Genomic DNA, 17,347 nt, shown 5'->3' on the forward strand with positions numbered 1-17,347 from the left:
GTGTCGGCGAGGCGGAGGAGGTCGAAGCCGGCGGGCTTGAGGAAGGTCTGGTCGGTGAGGTTGCGCAGCCAGTCGAGCAGCGGACCGTAGAAGCCGTCGGTGTCCACCAGCACCATCGGCTTGTGGTGCAGGGCCAGCGTGGCGGTGGTCCAGACCTCGAAGAGCTCGTCGAGGGTGCCGAGCCCGCCGGGCAGGGTGAGGAAGGCGTCCGACTTGTCGATCATGAGGATCTTCCGGCTGGCCATCGACTCGGTGACCAGCAGCTCGTCGGAGGCGAGGTCGGCGACCTCCAGGTCGACCAACGACTGCGGGATCACGCCGATCGTTCGCCCGCCCGCCGAACGCGCGCCGTCGACCAGCGCGCCCATCATGCCGACGCAGCCGCCCCCGCTGACCAGCGTGTGACCGCGCCGGGCGATCTCCGCGCCGGTGGCCGCCGCGAGGTCGAGCCAACGCTGGTCAAGCGTTCGGGAGGAGGCGCAGAACACGCAGATGGCGGCCATCTCCTCAGCGCTCCGCCTCGTCGGCCGCCGCCTGCTGGTCGGCGGCGGTGCGGGCGACGGCGTCCTCGCGTACTGCCTCCTGCTCGGAGCTGAGGGCGGCCTCGGCCTCCACGATGTGCCGCACCGCGGCGGCCACGTCGTCGGTGATGCAGATCAGCTCCAGGTCGACCGGCCCGATCTTGCCCTCCCCGGCCATGGTGTCCCGCAGCCAGTCGAGCAGGCCCTGCCAGTAGGCCACGCCCATCAGCACCACCGGGAACCGGGTGACCTTGCCGGTCTGCACCAGGGTGAGCGCCTCGAACAGTTCGTCCATGGTGCCGAAGCCGCCGGGCAGCACGACGAACGCCTGGGCGTACTTGACGAACATGGTCTTGCGGGCGAAGAAGTAGCGGAAGTCGATCGCCAGGTCGACCCAGTCGTTGATGCCCTGCTCGAAGGGGAGTTCGATACCGAGCCCGACGGAGAGTCCACCGGCCTCGCTCGCACCCCGGTTGGCCGCCTCCATCACACCGGGACCACCGCCGGTGATCACCGCGTACCCGGCCCGGGCCAGGGCTGCGCCCAGCGCCTCAGCGAGCTGGCACTCGGAACTGTCCGGCTTGCTCCGGGCGGAGCCGAAAACGCTGACCGCCGGCGGCAGGTCGGCGAGGGTGTCGAAGCCCTCGACGAACTCGGAGAGTATGCGCAGCGCCCGCCAGGCGTCCCTGGTCTTCCAGTCGGCGCGCGCCCGCGAGTCCAGCAGCCGTTGGTCGGCGGTGCTGGTGGGGATCGCCTGTCGACGCAGTGTGACGGCACCGCGATGCCGCTCCTGTCCCGGTTCGCGGCGGTTGCTCTGGGTCATGGGAGCAACCGTAGTGGAGTCGGGCCGGTGAACCCGGCAAACACTTCGTGATCTTGTGCAACCAAATCGCTTTCCCGTACGTCTTACTATTCACATACCGGGTATGCCCCGGCACGCGGGCTTCGGGGGAGGAGACAGCGTGATCACCAACAACGAACGGATCCGGATCCGGCGCCAGATGCAGCGGCGAATCCGCGACGTGGTGGCCGAGCGCCGCCGCAGCCGGCTGCTCGAAACCCCGCCCGAACCCTCCGCCGAAACCACCACGGACCAGCACCTGTCCCCCCTCTGACCACCCGCACCAGCGCGGGCGATGATGAAGTTGGCGGGGTCTTCGAGCACCGGAGCACCCGCCAACTTCAAGTCGTGAGGGCGGAGGGCTAGGGCGCGAGCCAGCGGTGCAGGGTGGCGGCGCCGTCGCGGATCTTGCCGATCTCGACGTGCTCGTCGGGGTGGTGGGCCAGATTCGGGTCGCCCGGGCCGAAGTTCAGCGCCGGGATGCCCATGGCCGCGAAGCGGGCCACGTCGGTCCAGCCCAGCTTGCCGATCGGCGCGGCACCCACGGCGGCCAGGAACTCCCGCGCGGGCGGGGCGTCCAGCCCGGGCAGGGCGCCGGCCGCGCAGTCGGTCACCGCCAGCTCGTAGCCCGCGAAGACCTCGCGCAGGTGCGCCTCGGCCTCGGCCGGCGTCCGGTCCGGCGCGAAGCGGTAGTTCACCTCGATCTCGCACCGGTCCGGCACCACGTTGCCGGCGACCCCGCCGTGGATCCGCACCGCGTTCATGCCCTCCCGGTACTCGCATCCGTCGATGGTGACCCGGCGCGCCTGGTACGCCGACAGCCGGCGGAGCACCTCACCCGCCCCGTGCACGGCGTTGACCCCGTGCCACGAACGGGCCGAGTGCGCCCGGACCCCGGTGGTGACCACCATTCCCCGCATGGTGCCCTGGCAGCCGGCCTCCACGATGCCGTACGTCGGCTCCAGCAGCACCGCGAAATCGGCCTGGAGCCACTCCGGGTGGGCCTGGGAGACCAGGGTGAGGCCGTTGTACCTGGACTCGATCTCCTCCGCCTCGTAGAAGAAGTACGTGACGTCGTAGCGCGGGTCGGGCAGGGTCGCCGCGAGGTGCAGGGCGAAGGCGACCCCGGACTTCATATCCGAGGTGCCGCAGCCGTACATCAGATCGCCGCGCATCGTCGACGGGAAGTTGTTGTTCAGCGGAACGGTGTCCAGGTGCCCGGCCAGCACCACCCGGGAGTCCCGGCCCAGGTCGGTACGCGCCATCACGGTGTTGCCGTGCCGGTAGGTGGCCAGATGCGGCACTCCCCGCAGGACTTCCTCGACGCAGTCGGCGATGACCTTCTCGTTGAGGGACACGGACTCTATGTCGACCAGCGCGCGGGTCAACGCCACCGGATCGGCGAGGACCTCGGGGGTAAGCGGGTTCTCCATGTTCCGCACGGTACCGTCACAACCGGCGACCGCGAGACGCGAGCCCGCGAGCCCGTCGGCGAAGCGCGAGGAGTGAGCCTGCCAGCCCCGCAGTCGCGAGCAGCAGCCAGCCCAGCAGGGAACGAGAGGTGAGTAAGTGACGTCCACACAATCCGCGTGGGGCATCGGCCTGGCCACCGTCACCGGGAACGACCAGGTGCTCGACACCTGGTACCCGACCGGCAAACTGGGTCTCGGGGAGCTGCCGCTGGTGCCCGGTGAGGACGAGGCCGACGTACTGGACCTGCCGCCGGGTGCGATCGGCGAGCGGGGCCTGCCGGGTCTGCGTACCGTCCAGGTGGTCACCGTGATCGGCTCGTTGGACGACCCGATCAAGGACGCGGGCGACGCGTACCTGCGGCTGCACCTGCTCTCCCACCGGCTGGTCCGGCCCAACGAGCTCAACCTCGACGGCATCTTCGGCAAGCTGGCCAACGTGGCCTGGACCTCCGCCGGGCCGTGCCCGCCGGAGCGGGTGGACGAGCTGCGCGTGATCGAGCGGGCCGCCGGTCGTCACCTGGCCGTGTACGGGGTGGACAAGTTCCCCCGGATGACCGACTACGTGGTGCCCTCCGGCGTGCGGATCGCGGACGCCGACCGGGTCCGTCTCGGCGCGCACCTGGCCGCCGGCACCACGGTCATGCACGAGGGCTTCGTCAACTTCAACGCCGGCACGCTCGGTACCTCGATGGTCGAGGGCCGGATCGTGCAGGGCGTGGTGGTCGGCGACGGCTCGGACATCGGCGGCGGCGCCTCCATCATGGGCACGCTCTCCGGCGGCGGCACCGACAAGGTACGCATCGGCGAGCGCAGCCTGATCGGGGCGAACGCCGGCATCGGTATCTCGCTCGGCGACGACTGCGTGGTGGAGGCCGGCTGCTACATCACCGCCGCGTCGAAGATCACCCTGCCGGACGGCCGGGTGGTCAAGGCCCGTGAGCTGTCCGGCGTCGACGGGCTGCTGTTCTGGCGCAACTCGGTCAACGGCGCGTTGGAGGCCCGGCCCCGCACCGGCCGGGGCATCGAGCTGAACGCCGCCCTGCACGCCAACGACTGACCTGCAAGGAAGGGCCCCTTCTTAACGCCTCGCGTATAGGAAGGGGCCCCTTTTAACGCTCGCTCGGTTGACGCCGGTGCCCGCCGGGTCCGCCGCGGCGGCGACGAACCCGGCGGGGCGGCTCACCGCAGGCGGTACGCCTGGATGATCCGCTGGGTCACCGTGTTGCCGTCGGTGTCCCGGGCGCTGGCCCGCAGCGAGACGTGGCCGGTCGCCCGCGGATGTTGCACCGTGGCCTTCCATTCGCCACCGGTCTTCTTCACCCGGGCACTCCGCCAGGTCTTCCCGCCGTCGTAGGAGACCTCGACGGTCAGCGACGCGATCCGCGCCGCCGGGGCACCGGGCTGGCGTTCCACCCGGACCGGGATGACGAAGGACCGGCCGGTAGGCGCGGCGTTCTGGCTGTCCAGCTTGGGCGCGAACCTGATCGCCGAGGCGGGCAGCGGGACCGGTTCGTCGCCCCGGACGTGCCGGGACCGGAAGGTCCACGTGGCGGCGACCTCGGTACTCAGGTCGGTCAAGCTCCGCTTCGCCGACGTCTCCAGCCGGTACGTCGCCGCCCCGGCCGGCACCTCGAACTGTGCCCAGCCGTGCTCCGGGGTCTCACCAACCAGTCGTCCGTTGCGGTACAGCGCGGTACGCGAGGTGTCCGTGACCGACCCACCGGCGTGCCCGGCGGCGTCGCTGTGCAGCGGCACGTTCAGCGTGATCACGTCGCCCTGGCGGTTGAGGCCCTGACCCGGCCAGCGTGGTGCCGGGAAGGACGGCCCGTAGGGTGCCCCGTTCCAGCTCTCCCGATGGTGCCGGCCGACCTTGTACGCGGTCGGATCCGACCGCAGGACGGCCACCGTGTCGAGCCACGGACCGTCCTCGACCGGCATGCCGAAGGCCAACTCGGTGGACCAGCGCGTGCCCTTGCCGTTGTAGTGCTCGACCCGCTGCCCCGGTACCGAGGTGGGCAGGACGACCGCCCAGCCACCCACGTCCGGCTCGTAGACGGGGTAGACGACCCGCTCGGCGAGGGTGCCCGGGTAGCCGGTCGCGAAGGTGTGCGTGACGGTGGCGAGATCACCGCTGCGGTAGTGCTTGGTCAGCCCGGTCGGCATCCGACCGCGGACGATCTCGCCCAGCCCGTAGAAGTACGGGCTGCTGGCCGCTTCCGCGTCGGCCCACTGGCTGCCCACCGTGCTGACGAACCGGTCCGGCGACACCGGCCGGCCGAGCTGACCGGTGGCGAGGCCGGTGAAGTCGAAGCCGAGCAGGCCGAAGCCGGCTGAACTGCCCTCGTCGTCGAGGAGGAAGTTCGCCCCGATGTCGACCAGCAACGGCGTCGCCGACCGCTGCGGCACGGTCATCCGCACCGGCGCCGCCTTGCGCGCGTCAACCGTGACCTCGGTGTCCCGCGTCACGGTCAGCTCGGGCTGCGCCATCAGCGTCGCGTCGTCCGATCCGAACAGGTAGCTGGCCAGCCCGTACCGCCCCTTGGGCAGGCGCACCTCCGCGGTGCCATCCGGGTCGTACGCGAACCAGTAGCTGAAGTCCTCCAGCCCGATCAGGATGGTGGCGTGGTCGCTGGCCGGGGCACCCGTACGGTCGAGGTGCCGGACGGTCAGGTTGTAGCTCTCCACCTCCTTGTTGACGGCCAGCGGTGTGATCGCCACGGTGTCGCCGGAACGGGCCACGATCCGGCCGGTGTAGTGGCCGTCCGGGCTGTCCACCCGGGTGTTGGCCGTGACCCTGGCCGTGGCCGTGCCGCCGGCGGGCACCACGACCCGCTGCGTGCTCAGCACGAACATGCCGGCCGGCGCCGGTGCGCCGTCCGGGCCGGTGGCCTCGACGGTGAGGTCCAGGGTGAGCCCGGCGGATCCGGTGTTGCGCCAGCTCAGCTCCCGGGTGATCGGCTCGTCGTCGTGGTGCGGCCAGAGTGCCCGGCCGAACGAGACGCTCGCCGGCTCGCTGACCAGCGACTGGGTGATCGCCCGGGCCACGTCGACCCGGCCGGCTCCCTGCTGGTACGCGGTCAGCTCCGGATGGGGCCGGGCCGACGCCATGAGCGTGGCCTTGAGCTGCCCCGCCGTCGCGCCGCTGTGCTGCTGGGCGAGCAGCGCCGCCGCTCCGGCGACGTGCGGCGCGGACATCGAGGTGCCGGAGAGCGAGAGGTAACGGTCCCCGACCGGGTCGCCGATCTGCGCACCTGCGCTCCGGGCGGCGACGATGTCCACCCCGGGGGCGGTGATGTCGGGCTTGAGCGCGTCGTCGCCGACCCGCGGGCCCTGGCTGGAGAAGTAGGCGAGTTGGTCGTCGCGGTCGACCGCGCCGACGGCGAGCGCCGCGTCCGCGCTGGCCGGCGAGCCGACCGAGCCGACCGAGCCGTCGTTGCCGGCCGAGATCACGAAGAGCGCCCCGGTCTGCTCGGTCAGTGAGTTCACCGCCTCCTCAAGCGGGTCGACCTCCGGCGTGTCGGTCCCGCCGAGGCTCAGGTTGATCACGTCGGCCCGCTGGTCGACGGCGGCCCACTGCATGCCGGCCAGGATGGCCGACTCGGTGCACCCGTAGACCTCGCAGACCTTGCCGGAGAGCAGAGTCGCATCCGGTGCCACGCCCCGGTACCGGCCGCCGGAGGCGGCACCGCTGCCGGCGATGATCGAGGCGACGTGGGTGCCGTGGCCCACCAGGTCGCCCGGATCCGCCTCCTCGGTGAAGTTGTGCGCCTCGGCGACCCGGCCGGTCAGATCCGGATGCCCGGCGTCGACCCCGGTGTCCAGCACCGCTACCCGCACCCCCTGACCGGTGAAGCCGGCCTGGTGGGCGGCGGGTGCGCCGATCTGGGGCACGCTGTGGTCGAGCGTCAACTGTCGCCGGCCGTCGAGCCAGATCCGCTCGACACCCCCCGCCGCGTCGATCCGGGCGGCCCTGCCGGCGACAGCGGCCCACACCTGGCCCGCCTGCCGCTTGTCCGCAGTGGCCGCGACCCCGCCGATGGCCGCCAGGTCGCGGGTGACGGTCACCCCGCCGGGCGCACCGCCGCGCCGCGCCGCGCCCGAGCCGTACGTCATGAGCACGGGCAGGTCGTTCCGCCGGGCGTCGTCGTAGCCGGCGGCGATCAGTCCGGCCACGTCGAAGAGCCGGCGGTCGACCCGACCGGCGCTGATCAGCGGCACGGCGTCCTGCGGCACCACCCAGAGGTGTTCCCGATCCCGCAGGGTGAGGAAGCGGACGTCGGAGCGTCCTTCGGCCGGGCGTACGCTCGCCGCGCCGGCCGCGGTGACGGTCACCCGGTCACCGGTGAGCAGCGTGATGGTGGTCGACCGGCCGGCCGCTGCCGGCCGGCCCGTGGTGGTGTGGTCGGCCGGCGCGGCGGCCGGACCCGACTGGGGCGGCGCGGCCGCGACGCTGGCCGGTACCCCGAGCACCAGACCCAGCACGAGTCCGATGGCGGTCAGTCTGCCTCTGCTTTGCAACTGATCCCTCCTTTGGCGCGTCCTTATCGATGAGGGACACATCGACACAGGTCAGGATTGCATACTGAGTATGCAAAAGGGAGTCAAAGATGTGACCAAGTTGATTCCGCGGCGAAACCGACGACGGCATGATCGGACGGATGACGTCCATGAAGGAACGCATGCTGGCCGGGGAGCCGTACATCGCCGACGACCCGGAACTCCTCGCCGATCTCAGTCGTGCCCAGCGGCTGATGGAGCGGTTCAACACCAGCTCCGCCGACGACCCGGACGGCCGCCGGGCGGCGCTGCGTGAACTGCTCGGCGAACTCGGCGAGGACACCTGGATCCGGCCCCCGTTCTACTGTGACTACGGCTCGCACATCCGGATCGGCCCGCGCAGCTTCGTCAACTACCACGCGGTCTTCCTCGACGTCGCGCCGATCACCCTCGGCGCCGACGTGCAGGTCGGCCCGAACGTGCAGTTGCTCACCCCGACCCACCCGGTGGACCCGGAGCCGCGCCGGGCGAAATGGGAGGCGGCCCAGCCCATCACCATCGGCGACAACGTCTGGCTGGGCGGCGGGGCGATCGTCCTCGCCGGAGTCACAGTGGGTGAGAACACCGTCGTCGGTGCGGGCGCCGTGGTAACCCGGGACCTGCCGGCCAATGTGGTCGCCGTCGGCAACCCCGCCTGCCCGGTACGCCAGATCGGTTGACCTCGGCACCCCATCTCACCTGCATAAACACCGCACCGGCCAGTGGCACTTGACGCAGAAAGCGAGCACCCTGGGTGGCAGAGTCGTCACCGGGAGGCTTGCCATGGGCGGTCAGATCCTCGAACTACGCGTACACGGAGTGTCCAACACGCCGCCCTCCGAAATCCTGGGACTGACGCCGGAACCAGGCGGTGAGGCGCCTTCGCCACGGCTGGTGGCCGGCGGCCCGGTCACCGGCTTCTACCGCTCCGCCACCGCCGCGCCGACCGACCCGCTCGTCGTCGAGGCGTACAGCTGGGGGCAGTTGACCTCCGGCGCGCGGACCGCACGCGACGTGGAACGGGCCCTGTGGACGCTGCTGTTGCCGTTCACCCTGGCCAACGTGGCGCTGCATGCCCGGCCCGGGATACCCGCCGACCCGACCACCGAACGGCTGGCCAGCCGCTCGGGGATCACCGCCTGGCTGATCCGATTGTTCTGCCTGAGCCTGACCAGCACACCGGTGCTGGCACTGACCGGCGTCGGCGTCGACCTCATCGGCTGGCAGTGCGTGGACCAGACCTGCCTGAGCCGGATTCCCGGGCCGTGGGACTTCCTCGCCAGCCCCTGGTGGCAACAGGGCGGTCGGGCGCTCGCCGTCGGCCTGACCGTGCCGCTCGCCCTGATCGTGGTACTCGGCATCGTCGCCTGGCGCACCTACCAGTACGAGGCGGTCATGCCCGCCGATCCGGTGAATCCGCCGGCCCGCCAGACACCCACACCGGTCGACGCCGAGGCGCTGCCCGGCCAGCCGGTCGACGCGCCGCCACCGGCACCGGAGAAGCCGCCCGGCCCGCCCGCCAACCCACTCGAAGACCCCACATTCTGGTGGGGCGAGGGCCAGTTGCGCCGGGCCGCGGTGCTGCACCTGTGCACGGGCACGGTGGTGGCGGCGGCGGTCCCGCTCGGCAGCATCCTGGTGCTCGACCCACCGCAGGGCGCCCGGGCGGCGGTCGCCTGGCCCACGGTGGCGATGCTCGCCGCCGTGGTGGCGATCGCACTGGTGGCCATCGGCCGTCCCTACCTGACCCGGCGGTCCGGGGCCACCCCGCTCGGCCACTGGAGCGTCGCGGTCACCGTGCTCACCGTGCTCGGGCTGGCCGGCACCGTGCTGGTGCTGCTGCTGCCCGACGGCGCGGCCGGCACCCCACTGGCCGGCCTGCGCCCACCGGCCGGCTGCGACACCGCACCGTTCCTACCCGGATGCCGGGAGGACCGCTCGCTGCCGGGCTTCGACGGGATTCTCGCGTGGCTGGTCACCGGCCAACTGCTGCTGCTCATCGCCATCGGCACCACCGCCCGCTCCGGCCGTCGGGGGCTCGCCGCACCCGTCGCCGCCGCGCTGCTGATCGCCGCCGGCGCCGCCTGGAACCACGGCTGGCTGCCCGCCGTCGGGCCCGCCCCGCTCGACGCGTGGCAGCTCGCCCTGCCGGTGCTGGCCATCGCCGTGACCGCGCTGATGCTGCCGCCCATCCGCCGCGCCGACGACACGAAGCAGCCGCTGGAGCCGTACACCGACCTGGCCTGGCGGGGCCGGGCCCCGGCCGTCATCGCCGGCTTCGGCTGGCTGCTCTGCCTCGCGTACTGCACGGGGCTGGTCTACTGGGTCACCGACCACCTCAACGGGGAGGTCCCGCCCGGCGGCCGTCCGACTGTGGTTGCCCCGGCCCCGATGACCTGGGTCGGGCTGAGCTTCGCCGTCGCGTTGGTCGCCCTCGCCCTGGTCGCCACCCGCGCCGTCGTGCTGTTCCACCGGCTGCGCAAGCAGGAGTACGCCGAGCTGACGGCGAGCGACAACCGCCTCTCCGCGCACGACCTGCGCCGGGCTCGGGACGTCAGCGCCCATCGCGCGGTGCACCGGCTGGTCGGCGAGCACGCGCTGCGCCTGATCGGCTGGTACGCCAGCGCGCTGGCCCTGCTGGCCGCCCTCGGCTGCGTGGCGGCCCTCTCCCCGGTCCACCCGGATCAGATGTCGACGACCGGCCCCACGGCCGTGGTCAGCGGCATCACCGACGTGGGCGACGCGCTGCTGGGCTGGCTGCCGGTGGCGGTCGCCGCCGTCGGCCTGCTCGTCTACCGCAACGACACCGTCCGGCGCTCGGTCGGGGTGCTCTGGGACGTGGGGACGTTCTGGCCCCGTGCCGCGCATCCGCTCGCCCCACCCAGCTACGCCGAGCGGGCCGTACCCGAACTGCTCACCCGCACCGCCGGCCTGCTCGCGTTGGCCGAGCACGATCCCCGCCGGATGGACGGCATCATCCTGTCCGGCCACAGCCAGGGCACGGTGATCTGCACCGCGGTCATCCTCCAGCTGCCCAGCCGCTGGCGCCGACGGATCTGGTTCTTCTCCTACGGCTGCCAGCTGACCCGGCTCTACGGCCGGGTCTTCCCCGCGTACTTCGGGCCGGACCGGTTGCCGGAGCTGACCCGGGCGCTGACCCGCCCCTCCGGCGGAATCGGCTGGACGAACTTCTGGCGAGACACCGACCCGCTCGGCTGGCCGGTCACCGCCGGGGAACGCGACGTGGCCGTCGCCGACCCCGAGGCGCTGCACCCCAGCGACGGGGAGGTGGCCGACCCGCCGATCCGCAGCCACAGCGGCTACCCGGAAGCCGTCGAGTTCCAGCGGGAACGGTCCCGGGTGGCCTGGCTGCTCCGGCGGGCGGTGCCGTCACCCAGGCGGGGGCTCGGCTAGGCGTACCACCAGATCGGCGCGGTCGGCGGTGCCCACCACCAGCGCCGCGTTGACCTCGTCGCTGCCCAGCGCCCAGCTCCGGGCCTCCTGCGCCGACCGCCCGTACGCGACGTGCCGTGCGACCAGCCGGCGCTGCCGCAGGTCGGCGTCCAGGTCCAGGAACCACGCGTCGTGCAGCAGCGCGCGTACCTCGTCCCACGGCCAGTCCGGGATCAGCAGGTAGTTGCCTTCGGTCACCACCAGCCGGACCTCCGGCGGCACCTCGATCGCCCCGGCGATCGGCTCCTCCAGGTCTCGACGGAACTCCGGCGCCCAGACCGAGGTCGGCTCCTTGCGCCGCAGCCGGCGCAGCAGCGACACGTAGCCGTTGGCGTCGAAGGTGTCGATCGCGCCCTTGCGGGCGGCCCGACCCGTCCGGTGCAGCTCCGCCTGGGAGAGGTGGAAGCCGTCCATCGGCACCAGCCGGGCGGCGGGGCCGACCGCCGCCACCACCTGCGCGGCCAACGTGGACTTGCCCACGCCGGGGGCACCGGTGATGCCGAGCAGTTGGCGCGGGCCGGCCTCGGCGAGCGCGCGGGCGCGGGCCAGCAACTCCTCGACGGGGAACACCTGGGCGGCGGGCATCAGGACAGGACCGGTTGGCTGATCGTGAAGCGGGCCCGCACCGCCGCGTGCACACCCTGTGGCTGCGGATCGAGCTCCAGCTCCGGCGGGCCACCGCCCGCGACGCCACCGGCGTCGAACGCCATCCGGGCCATCATCGGCTGCCCGGTGCCGCCCTCGTCGGCCAGCTCGATCAGGTCGGTGACCTGGGCACCGAGCGCCTCGGCGTACTCCCGGGCCCGCTGCAACGCGTCGGCTATCGCGGCGTGCCGGGCCTCCCGGTAGGTCGGGCTGTCCGGACGCAGCGACCACCACGGCCCGGCCACCTCGACCTGGTCCTGGTCGGCCAGGCGCAGCATCAGCTCACCCAGCGCGGTGAACTCGGTGACCGTCACCGCGGTGACCACCGAACCGTGCCACGCCACCACCCGCTCCCCGGAGCGTCGCGTCTCCGGCCGTACCCGCAGGTCACCGGTCTCCCGGCGGTCGATCGCCGGTTCGGCGGAGTCGAGCAGCACCCTTACGGCGGCGGCCCGCTCGGCCAGCCGGGTCAGGGTGGCCTCCCGGTCCCGGTCCCGCGCGAGCGCGGTCACCGCGAACCGGGCGACCTCCGGAGGGACCTCGCGGTACGCCTCGCCGCGAACTGTCACCACCGGTCCGTCCACCATGCCCTCACCCTAGCGGCGGGTCCCACGCCGCGCCCACCGATGTGGCGTGGCGTCCGCCGGGCCGGGAGCCGGCTCAGCCGGGATGCGGGAGGTGGGCGATGTACGCGACGCCGTCGGCGTCCACCCGGCACCCGCTGAGGTGGCCCCCCGCCGCGCCCACCCCGCACAGCCAGGCCACCTCGTCGGTGGCCCGGCCGCCGGCTGGAAACGACCGGAGCTGCTCGTGGTACGACCGACCGGCCAGCGCGGCACGGGCGGCGCCGGCCTCGGCGTACCGGGCGGTGAGCGCGTCGGCGTCGCCGGCCCGGAGCGCACCGGCCAGCTCGTCGAGGAAGGCGGTGACCCCGGCCAGCGCGGCCAGCACCTCGTCGCGGTTGCCGCGCAGCATGTTCGCGGTGCGCTGAGGTGGGGTGCCGGCGACCCGGGAGCCGTCGCGGAAGCTGCCGGCGGCCAGCGTGAGGACCGCGTCGCGCAGCGGCGACCGCTCGGCCGCACCGGCCAGCGCCCCGGCGAGCAGGTGCGGCACGTGCGAGGCGAGCGCCACCACCGCGTCGTGCCGGTCCGCCGCCATCGGCACCACCCGGGCGGCGAAGACCTCGGTGACCAGGGCGGCGAGCCGGCGGAACGCGGCCAGCCCGGCCGGTGCGGGGCAGAGCACCCAGGCGGCACCGGCGAACAGCTCCGGCACCGCCGCGCCCAGGCCCGCCCGGTCGGTGCCGGCCATCGGATGGCCGGGGACGAACCGGTGGGTCAGCCCGCGCGCCAGGGCGAACGACGCCAGCTCCGCCTTGGTGCTGCCGACGTCGGTGAGCAGGCAGTGCTCGCCGGTCGCCGCAGCGACCTCGACCAGGGTCGCCGGCAGGGTCGGCAGCGGCCCGCCGAGGAAGACCACGTCCCGGCCGGCGACCGCGTCGACCATCCGCTCCGCGGTCGGTACGCCGGCCGACCGGGCCTGCCGGCGGGTCGCCTCGTCCGGGTCCCAGCCCGTCACGTCCAGCCCGGCGGCGTGCAGCCGGAGCAGCACCGACCCGCCGATCAGGCCGGTGCCGACCACCGCGACCCGCACCGGCGCATCCGGCCCGTCCACCATCCGCACACCTCGACGTTCCTGCTCGGGCACGGGGCCGGCCGACCCCGACCGGGCCGAGAATATCCCCCGGGCCGGCCAGGGGGTTGTCCGAAGAAGATCCACGTCGTACGGTCCCCTGCGCCGCCCGCCACCCCGGCGGGCCCTCAACGGGGAAGGAACGACCATGGCCGCGACGTACCGGGCCCTCGCCTCGGTGGTCATGTTGATCGGGTTCTACGTGGTCGCGCTGCTCCAGCTCGCTGCTGTCGGCGCGCTCTTCTACTGGATCGCCAGCAAGACCAACGGATTGGCGGCCACCAAGCTGCTGCTGCCGTTGATCGTCGCGCTGGGCGCGGTGGCCGTCGGGCTCTGGAAGGCGATCCGTACCAAGCACGAGCCGGCGCCGGGCCTGGTGCTCGACGAGCGGGAGGCACCGCAGCTCTGGGCTGCCGTCCGCGAGCTGGCCGCCGCGGTCGGCACCCGCGCGCCGGACGAGATCCGGCTGGTGCCCGAGGTGAACGCGGCGGTCAGCGAGCAGAGCCGGCTGCTCGGCCTGATCGGCGGGCGGCGCACCCTGTACGTCGGCCTGCCGCTGCTCCAGGGGCTGCGGGTCGACCAGCTCCGCTCGGTGCTGGCGCACGAGCTGGGCCACTACTCGGGCAGCCACACCCGGCTCGGTGCGGTGGCTTACCGGGGCCGGGTGGCGATCGGCAGCACGATCGAGCGGATCAAGCCGCGCAACCCGATCGGGCTGGTCTTCAAGGGCTACGCCAAGCTCTACCTGATGGTGGACAACGCCGCCTCGCGGCGCCAGGAGCTCGCGGCGGACCGCGCGTCGGTGCAGCTCGCCGGCCACGAGGCAGCCACCTCCGCGCTGCGCAACCTGCCGGCGCTCGATGCCGCCTGGAACTTCTACATGGGGAGTTACGTGCAGTCCGGCTGGCAGGCCGGACTGGCCCCGGACGATCTGTTCGGCGGCTTCGGGCAGTTGCTCGACGGTCGCCGGGAGGCGATCGACCAGCTCCGGCAGGAGGCACCCGACCGGGAACCGTCGCGGTGGGACACCCACCCGCCGATCGGCATCCGGATCGACGCGATGGCACAACTGCCGGCCGGTGTCGTGGCGGCGGACGACCGCCCGGCCGGTGTACTGCTCGCCGACCTGGGCGACGCCAGCCGACGGCTCCAGGGCCTGGTGGTCGACCAGGGTGACCGCCAGGTGCTGCCCTGGGCGGAGTTCACCCACGCCTCGATCGCGGCCGGGATGCAACGGCGGGTCGACGGCATCTACCGGGCGGCCGGCCGGTTCAGCGGCACCGCCGAGCCGGGCCTGGCCACCATCCTCGACCTGGTCCGGGAGCACCGGCTCGGCGAGTTCGCCGAGCAGTTCTTCGGCGACGCCACCCACACGGAGGCGGCGGCCCGCTTCGCCGGGCCGATGGAGATGTTGCTGGACAACGCCGCCGTCCGGGCCGGCCAGGCCAGCTACCAGTTGTCCTGGCCCGGCCCGGCCCGGTTCGTCGGCACCGACGGCGAACCGCTGGACCTCGCCGAGATCGCCAAGCTCGCGGTCGACCCGCAGACCCTGGACGAGGCGCTGGCCCGGCTGACCGAGCTGGGCATCGACCCGGCCGGTGCGACCGTGGTGCAGCGCCGGGCCACCGCCGACAACGCCGGCGTGATCGGCGCCATCGGCAACGTGAAGATCGACGGTGTGCAGCACGACCTGCTGGTGCTCGATCGGGGTCTGATCACGGTCGCCGACCCGGGCAAGGCCGGCGACGGCGAGAAGCGACTCAAGGCCCTGCTCGAATCGGCACCGGTGGAGAAGCTGGCGGCCTGGCACCAGTTCCTGCCGTACGAGGAGGTGCGGTCGGTGACGGTGACCAAGGAGATCCCGCTGAAGGCCGAGCTGACGCTGCACAACGGTCGGGTGATGACCATGCAGGAGCTGTTCGGCAGCGTACTGCTGGAGCGGCGCAGCCGGGACAACCTGCTGCGGGTGTTCGAACGGATCAACGAGAACTGACCCGGGACCCGATCGAGGCCCGCTCCCCGACCTCGGGGAGCGGGCCTCGCGGTTGTCGGGTCAGGGTTGCGCGAGCCGGGCGGCGACGGCGGCGATCCGCTCGTCGGACTCGGTCAGCGCGGCCCGGACGTACTGCCGGGCACCTGGGCCGTAGAAGACACCGGCGGCGACCAGGATCCCCCGCCGGGCCAGCCAGTCGACGGTGTCCCAGCAGTCCTCGCCGCGGGTGAGCCAGAGGTAGAGCCCGGCCTCGGAGTGTTCCACGGTGAAGCCGGCACCGGTGAACGCCGCCCGCAGCACCTCGCGTCGCACACGGTAGCGCTCACGCTGCTCGTCGGCGTGCCGTTCGTCACGCAGGGCGGCCACCATGGCCGCCTGCACCGGTGCGGGCACGATCATCCCGGCGTGCTTACGGATCTTGAGCAGCTCGGCCACCAGGGCCGGGTCGCCGGCGACGAAGCCGGCCCGGTAGCCGGCGAGGTTGGAGCGCTTGGACAGCGAGTGCACCGCCAACACCGAGTCGTACGACCCGCCGCACACCTCGGGCGAGAGCACGGAGACCGGCTCGGCATCCCAGCCCAGCGGCAGGTAGCACTCGTCGCTGGCGACCACCGCGCCCCGCTCGCGGGCCCAGTCCACCACCTTGCGCAGGTGGGTCGCGGGCAACACCCGGCCGGTCGGGTTACCCGGCGAGTTGACCCAGACGAGGCGTACCCGGGGGGTCGGACCGACGGCGGTCAGCGAGTCGGCGCGTACGGTCGTGGCTCCGGCCAGCCGCGCGCCGTCCTCATACGTCGGGTAGGCGACCGACGGCACCACCACGACATCGCCGGGACCCACCCCGAGCAGGGTGGGCAACCAGGCGACCAGCTCCTTGGAGCCGATCGTCGGCAGCACCCCGAGCCCGTCGACGCCGGCGCCACAGGCCCGGGCCACCCAGGCCGCGATCGCATCCCGCAGCGCCGGGGTGCCGGCGGTCAGCGGATAACCCGGGGCGTCCGACGCGTCGGAAAGGGCCAGCCGGATCACCTCCGGCACCGGGTCGACCGGCGTACCCATGGAAAGGTTGATCAGGCCGTCCGGGTGCGCCGCGGCCAGGGCGGCCGCGGCGTCCAGGGTGTCCCAGGTGAACTCGGGCAGCCGCGACGAGACCGGCGCGGGGGCGTTCAGTGGCCCTCGCCGCGCGGCGGCTGCGCGGCGACGAAGGTGGCGTCCTTCTCCACCTTGCCGATCTTCGAGGCGCCCCCGGGCGAACCCAGATCCTCGAAGAACTCGTAGTTGGCGCCGGTGAAGTCCTTCCACTGCTCCGGGACGTCGTCTTCGTAGAAGATCGCCTCAACCGGGCAGACAGGCTCACAGGCACCACAGTCGACGCACTCGTCGGGGTGGATGTAGAGCATCCGGTTGCCCTCGTAAATGCAGTCGACCGGGCATTCCTCGATGCATGCCTTGTCGAGCACATCCACGCACGGCTCGGCGATGATGTAGGTCACCGGTCTTCTCCTCCGCAAGACTCGCCGCGATCACCCGCGACGGTAAGAGCCTAGTATCTCGCCGGGGAGGAGGTCGATCGTGCTCCGAGAGCAGGACGTGGGACACCGGATCGTGGTCCGGCGGACGGTGGGAACTCGCGGCGGCCGCCCGGTGTACTCCGACGCCCTCGGCGAGCTGGTCGAGCTGACCGAAACCCACCTCACGCTGACCACTCGGCAGGGACGGCTGCGCGTCCCGATCGCCGAGGTGCACCGGGCCAAGCGGGTCCCGGCCGCCCGGCGGCCGACCGCCGCCGCCGTGGTCGAGCTGGAACTCGCCGCCGACGAGGCGTGGCCCGCGCCCACCCGCGCCCACCTCGGCGACTGGCTGCTACGCGCCGCCGACGGCTGGACCGGCCGGGCCAACTCGGCCCTGCCGGTCGGCGACCCGGACCGGCCGCTCCCCTCCGCGCTGGACGCCGTCGAGCGCTGGTACGCCGACCGGGGCCAGCCGGCGTTGGTCAACACGCCGCTGCCGCTGGCCGCACCGGTCGGCGCCGAACTCGACCTGCGGGGCTGGGGCAGTCGCCCGCCGGTGTTGGTGCAGACCATGCCGCTGGCAGCTCTGACCGCGTCGCGACCGACAGATGCTGGCACGGGGCCGGGTGGATCCGGCGTAGGCACCGGCCCGGCGGGCGCGGGCCCGGTGCCGGGCGTGGGGG

The 17,347-nt window shown here is 72.9% G+C and carries 15 protein-coding genes; 6 read left to right on the forward strand and 9 right to left on the reverse strand.

Translation table 11 applies throughout. The annotated features are described in order from the left end of the window. Together C1I95_RS22175 and C1I95_RS22180 are read right to left on the reverse strand one after the other, a co-directional pair. A partial coding sequence (locus C1I95_RS22175) for an LOG family protein (protein WP_111216247.1) occupies nucleotides 1-503 on the reverse strand: 503 nt, incomplete at its 3' end. A gap of 4 nt (nucleotides 504-507) precedes the next feature. After that, entirely contained in the window at nucleotides 508-1,344 is an 837-nt protein-coding gene (locus C1I95_RS22180) for an LOG family protein (RefSeq protein ID WP_111216249.1), read from the reverse strand. Between the two features lie 139 nt (nucleotides 1,345-1,483). Between C1I95_RS22180 and C1I95_RS35895 the strand changes: the two genes are divergently transcribed. Beyond that, complete coding sequence (locus C1I95_RS35895) at nucleotides 1,484-1,636, forward strand: hypothetical protein (protein WP_199523856.1); 153 nt, start codon at nucleotides 1,484-1,486, stop codon at nucleotides 1,634-1,636. 88 nt (nucleotides 1,637-1,724) lie between these two features. Here C1I95_RS35895 and dapE read toward each other — a convergent pair whose 3' ends face one another. After that, a complete protein-coding gene (gene dapE / locus C1I95_RS22190) occupies nucleotides 1,725-2,795 on the reverse strand; it encodes a succinyl-diaminopimelate desuccinylase (protein WP_111216252.1) in 1,071 nt (356 codons plus the stop codon). A 136-nt stretch (nucleotides 2,796-2,931) separates the two neighbouring features. On the opposite strand from dapE, the gene dapD reads away from it, so the two are divergent. Further along, complete coding sequence (gene dapD, locus C1I95_RS22195; protein ID WP_111216254.1) at nucleotides 2,932-3,891, forward strand: 2,3,4,5-tetrahydropyridine-2,6-dicarboxylate N-succinyltransferase; 960 nt, start codon at nucleotides 2,932-2,934, stop codon at nucleotides 3,889-3,891. 122 nt (nucleotides 3,892-4,013) lie between these two features. Here the strand turns inward: dapD and C1I95_RS22200 are convergent, their stop codons facing one another. Next, on the reverse strand, nucleotides 4,014-7,316 hold the full coding sequence (locus tag C1I95_RS22200) for a S8 family serine peptidase (RefSeq protein WP_438941331.1): 3,303 nt from the start codon (nucleotides 7,314-7,316) through the stop codon (nucleotides 4,014-4,016). A 176-nt stretch (nucleotides 7,317-7,492) separates the two neighbouring features. Between C1I95_RS22200 and C1I95_RS22205 the strand changes: the two genes are divergently transcribed. Continuing rightward, nucleotides 7,493-8,050 (forward strand): sugar O-acetyltransferase, encoded by a 558-nt coding sequence (locus C1I95_RS22205; RefSeq protein ID WP_111216265.1) that lies wholly within the window; start codon nucleotides 7,493-7,495, stop codon nucleotides 8,048-8,050. A 103-nt stretch (nucleotides 8,051-8,153) separates the two neighbouring features. Continuing rightward, a complete protein-coding gene (locus C1I95_RS22210) occupies nucleotides 8,154-10,784 on the forward strand; it encodes a hypothetical protein (protein WP_111216256.1) in 2,631 nt (876 codons plus the stop codon). On the opposite strand, the gene C1I95_RS22215 is transcribed toward C1I95_RS22210, so the two are convergent. From C1I95_RS22215 to C1I95_RS22225, 3 genes are all read right to left on the reverse strand, one after another. Next, the gene (locus tag C1I95_RS22215; RefSeq protein ID WP_111216258.1) at nucleotides 10,761-11,408 is read right to left on the reverse strand and encodes a nucleoside/nucleotide kinase family protein; all 648 of its coding nucleotides are present in this window, start codon (nucleotides 11,406-11,408) and stop codon (nucleotides 10,761-10,763) included. The two genes, C1I95_RS22210 and C1I95_RS22215, sit on opposite strands and share 24 nt — an antisense overlap. Next, on the reverse strand, nucleotides 11,408-12,055 hold the full coding sequence (locus C1I95_RS22220; protein WP_111216260.1) for an SIMPL domain-containing protein: 648 nt from the start codon (nucleotides 12,053-12,055) through the stop codon (nucleotides 11,408-11,410). Before C1I95_RS22220 ends, C1I95_RS22215 begins: the two co-directional genes overlap by 1 nt. A gap of 73 nt (nucleotides 12,056-12,128) precedes the next feature. Beyond that, nucleotides 12,129-13,145 (reverse strand): prephenate dehydrogenase, encoded by a 1,017-nt coding sequence (locus C1I95_RS22225; RefSeq protein ID WP_111216266.1) that lies wholly within the window; start codon nucleotides 13,143-13,145, stop codon nucleotides 12,129-12,131. Nucleotides 13,146-13,308: 163 nt separating this feature from the next. Between C1I95_RS22225 and C1I95_RS22230 the strand changes: the two genes are divergently transcribed. After that, nucleotides 13,309-15,153 (forward strand): M48 family metallopeptidase, encoded by a 1,845-nt coding sequence (locus C1I95_RS22230; protein WP_111216261.1) that lies wholly within the window; start codon nucleotides 13,309-13,311, stop codon nucleotides 15,151-15,153. A gap of 60 nt (nucleotides 15,154-15,213) precedes the next feature. Here the strand turns inward: C1I95_RS22230 and dapC are convergent, their stop codons facing one another. Next, nucleotides 15,214-16,323 (reverse strand): succinyldiaminopimelate transaminase, encoded by a 1,110-nt coding sequence (dapC, locus tag C1I95_RS22235; RefSeq protein WP_325048852.1) that lies wholly within the window; start codon nucleotides 16,321-16,323, stop codon nucleotides 15,214-15,216. Then, nucleotides 16,320-16,646, reverse strand: coding sequence for a ferredoxin (gene fdxA / locus C1I95_RS22240; protein WP_199523857.1), 327 nt, complete (start codon nucleotides 16,644-16,646; stop codon nucleotides 16,320-16,322). The genes dapC and fdxA overlap by 4 nt, the downstream gene beginning before the upstream one ends. A 79-nt stretch (nucleotides 16,647-16,725) precedes the next feature. On the opposite strand from fdxA, the gene C1I95_RS22245 reads away from it, so the two are divergent. Further along, nucleotides 16,726-17,347, forward strand: a 622-nt coding sequence (locus tag C1I95_RS22245; protein WP_438941330.1) for a GNAT family N-acetyltransferase, cg3035/Rv0428c family, incomplete at its 3' end; no start/stop codon positions are given.

It is taken from the genome of Micromonospora craterilacus, from assembly GCF_003236315.1.
Taxonomy (GTDB): domain Bacteria; phylum Actinomycetota; class Actinomycetes; order Mycobacteriales; family Micromonosporaceae; genus Micromonospora; species Micromonospora craterilacus.

Coding starts and splice junctions, on each gene's coding strand:
- C1I95_RS22180 (WP_111216249.1), bottom strand. CDS start 1,344: ATGACCCAGAGCAACCGCCGCGAACCGGGACAGGAGCGGCATCGCGGT.
- C1I95_RS22205 (WP_111216265.1), top strand. CDS start 7,493: ATGACGTCCATGAAGGAACGCATGCTGGCCGGGGAGCCGTACATCGCC.
- C1I95_RS22220 (WP_111216260.1), bottom strand. CDS start 12,055: ATGGTGGACGGACCGGTGGTGACAGTTCGCGGCGAGGCGTACCGCGAG.
- C1I95_RS22225 (WP_111216266.1), bottom strand. CDS start 13,145: ATGGTGGACGGGCCGGATGCGCCGGTGCGGGTCGCGGTGGTCGGCACC.
- C1I95_RS22215 (WP_111216258.1), bottom strand. CDS start 11,408: ATGCCCGCCGCCCAGGTGTTCCCCGTCGAGGAGTTGCTGGCCCGCGCC.
- C1I95_RS22210 (WP_111216256.1), top strand. CDS start 8,154: ATGGGCGGTCAGATCCTCGAACTACGCGTACACGGAGTGTCCAACACG.
- C1I95_RS22230 (WP_111216261.1), top strand. CDS start 13,309: ATGGCCGCGACGTACCGGGCCCTCGCCTCGGTGGTCATGTTGATCGGG.
- dapE (WP_111216252.1), bottom strand. CDS start 2,795: ATGGAGAACCCGCTTACCCCCGAGGTCCTCGCCGATCCGGTGGCGTTG.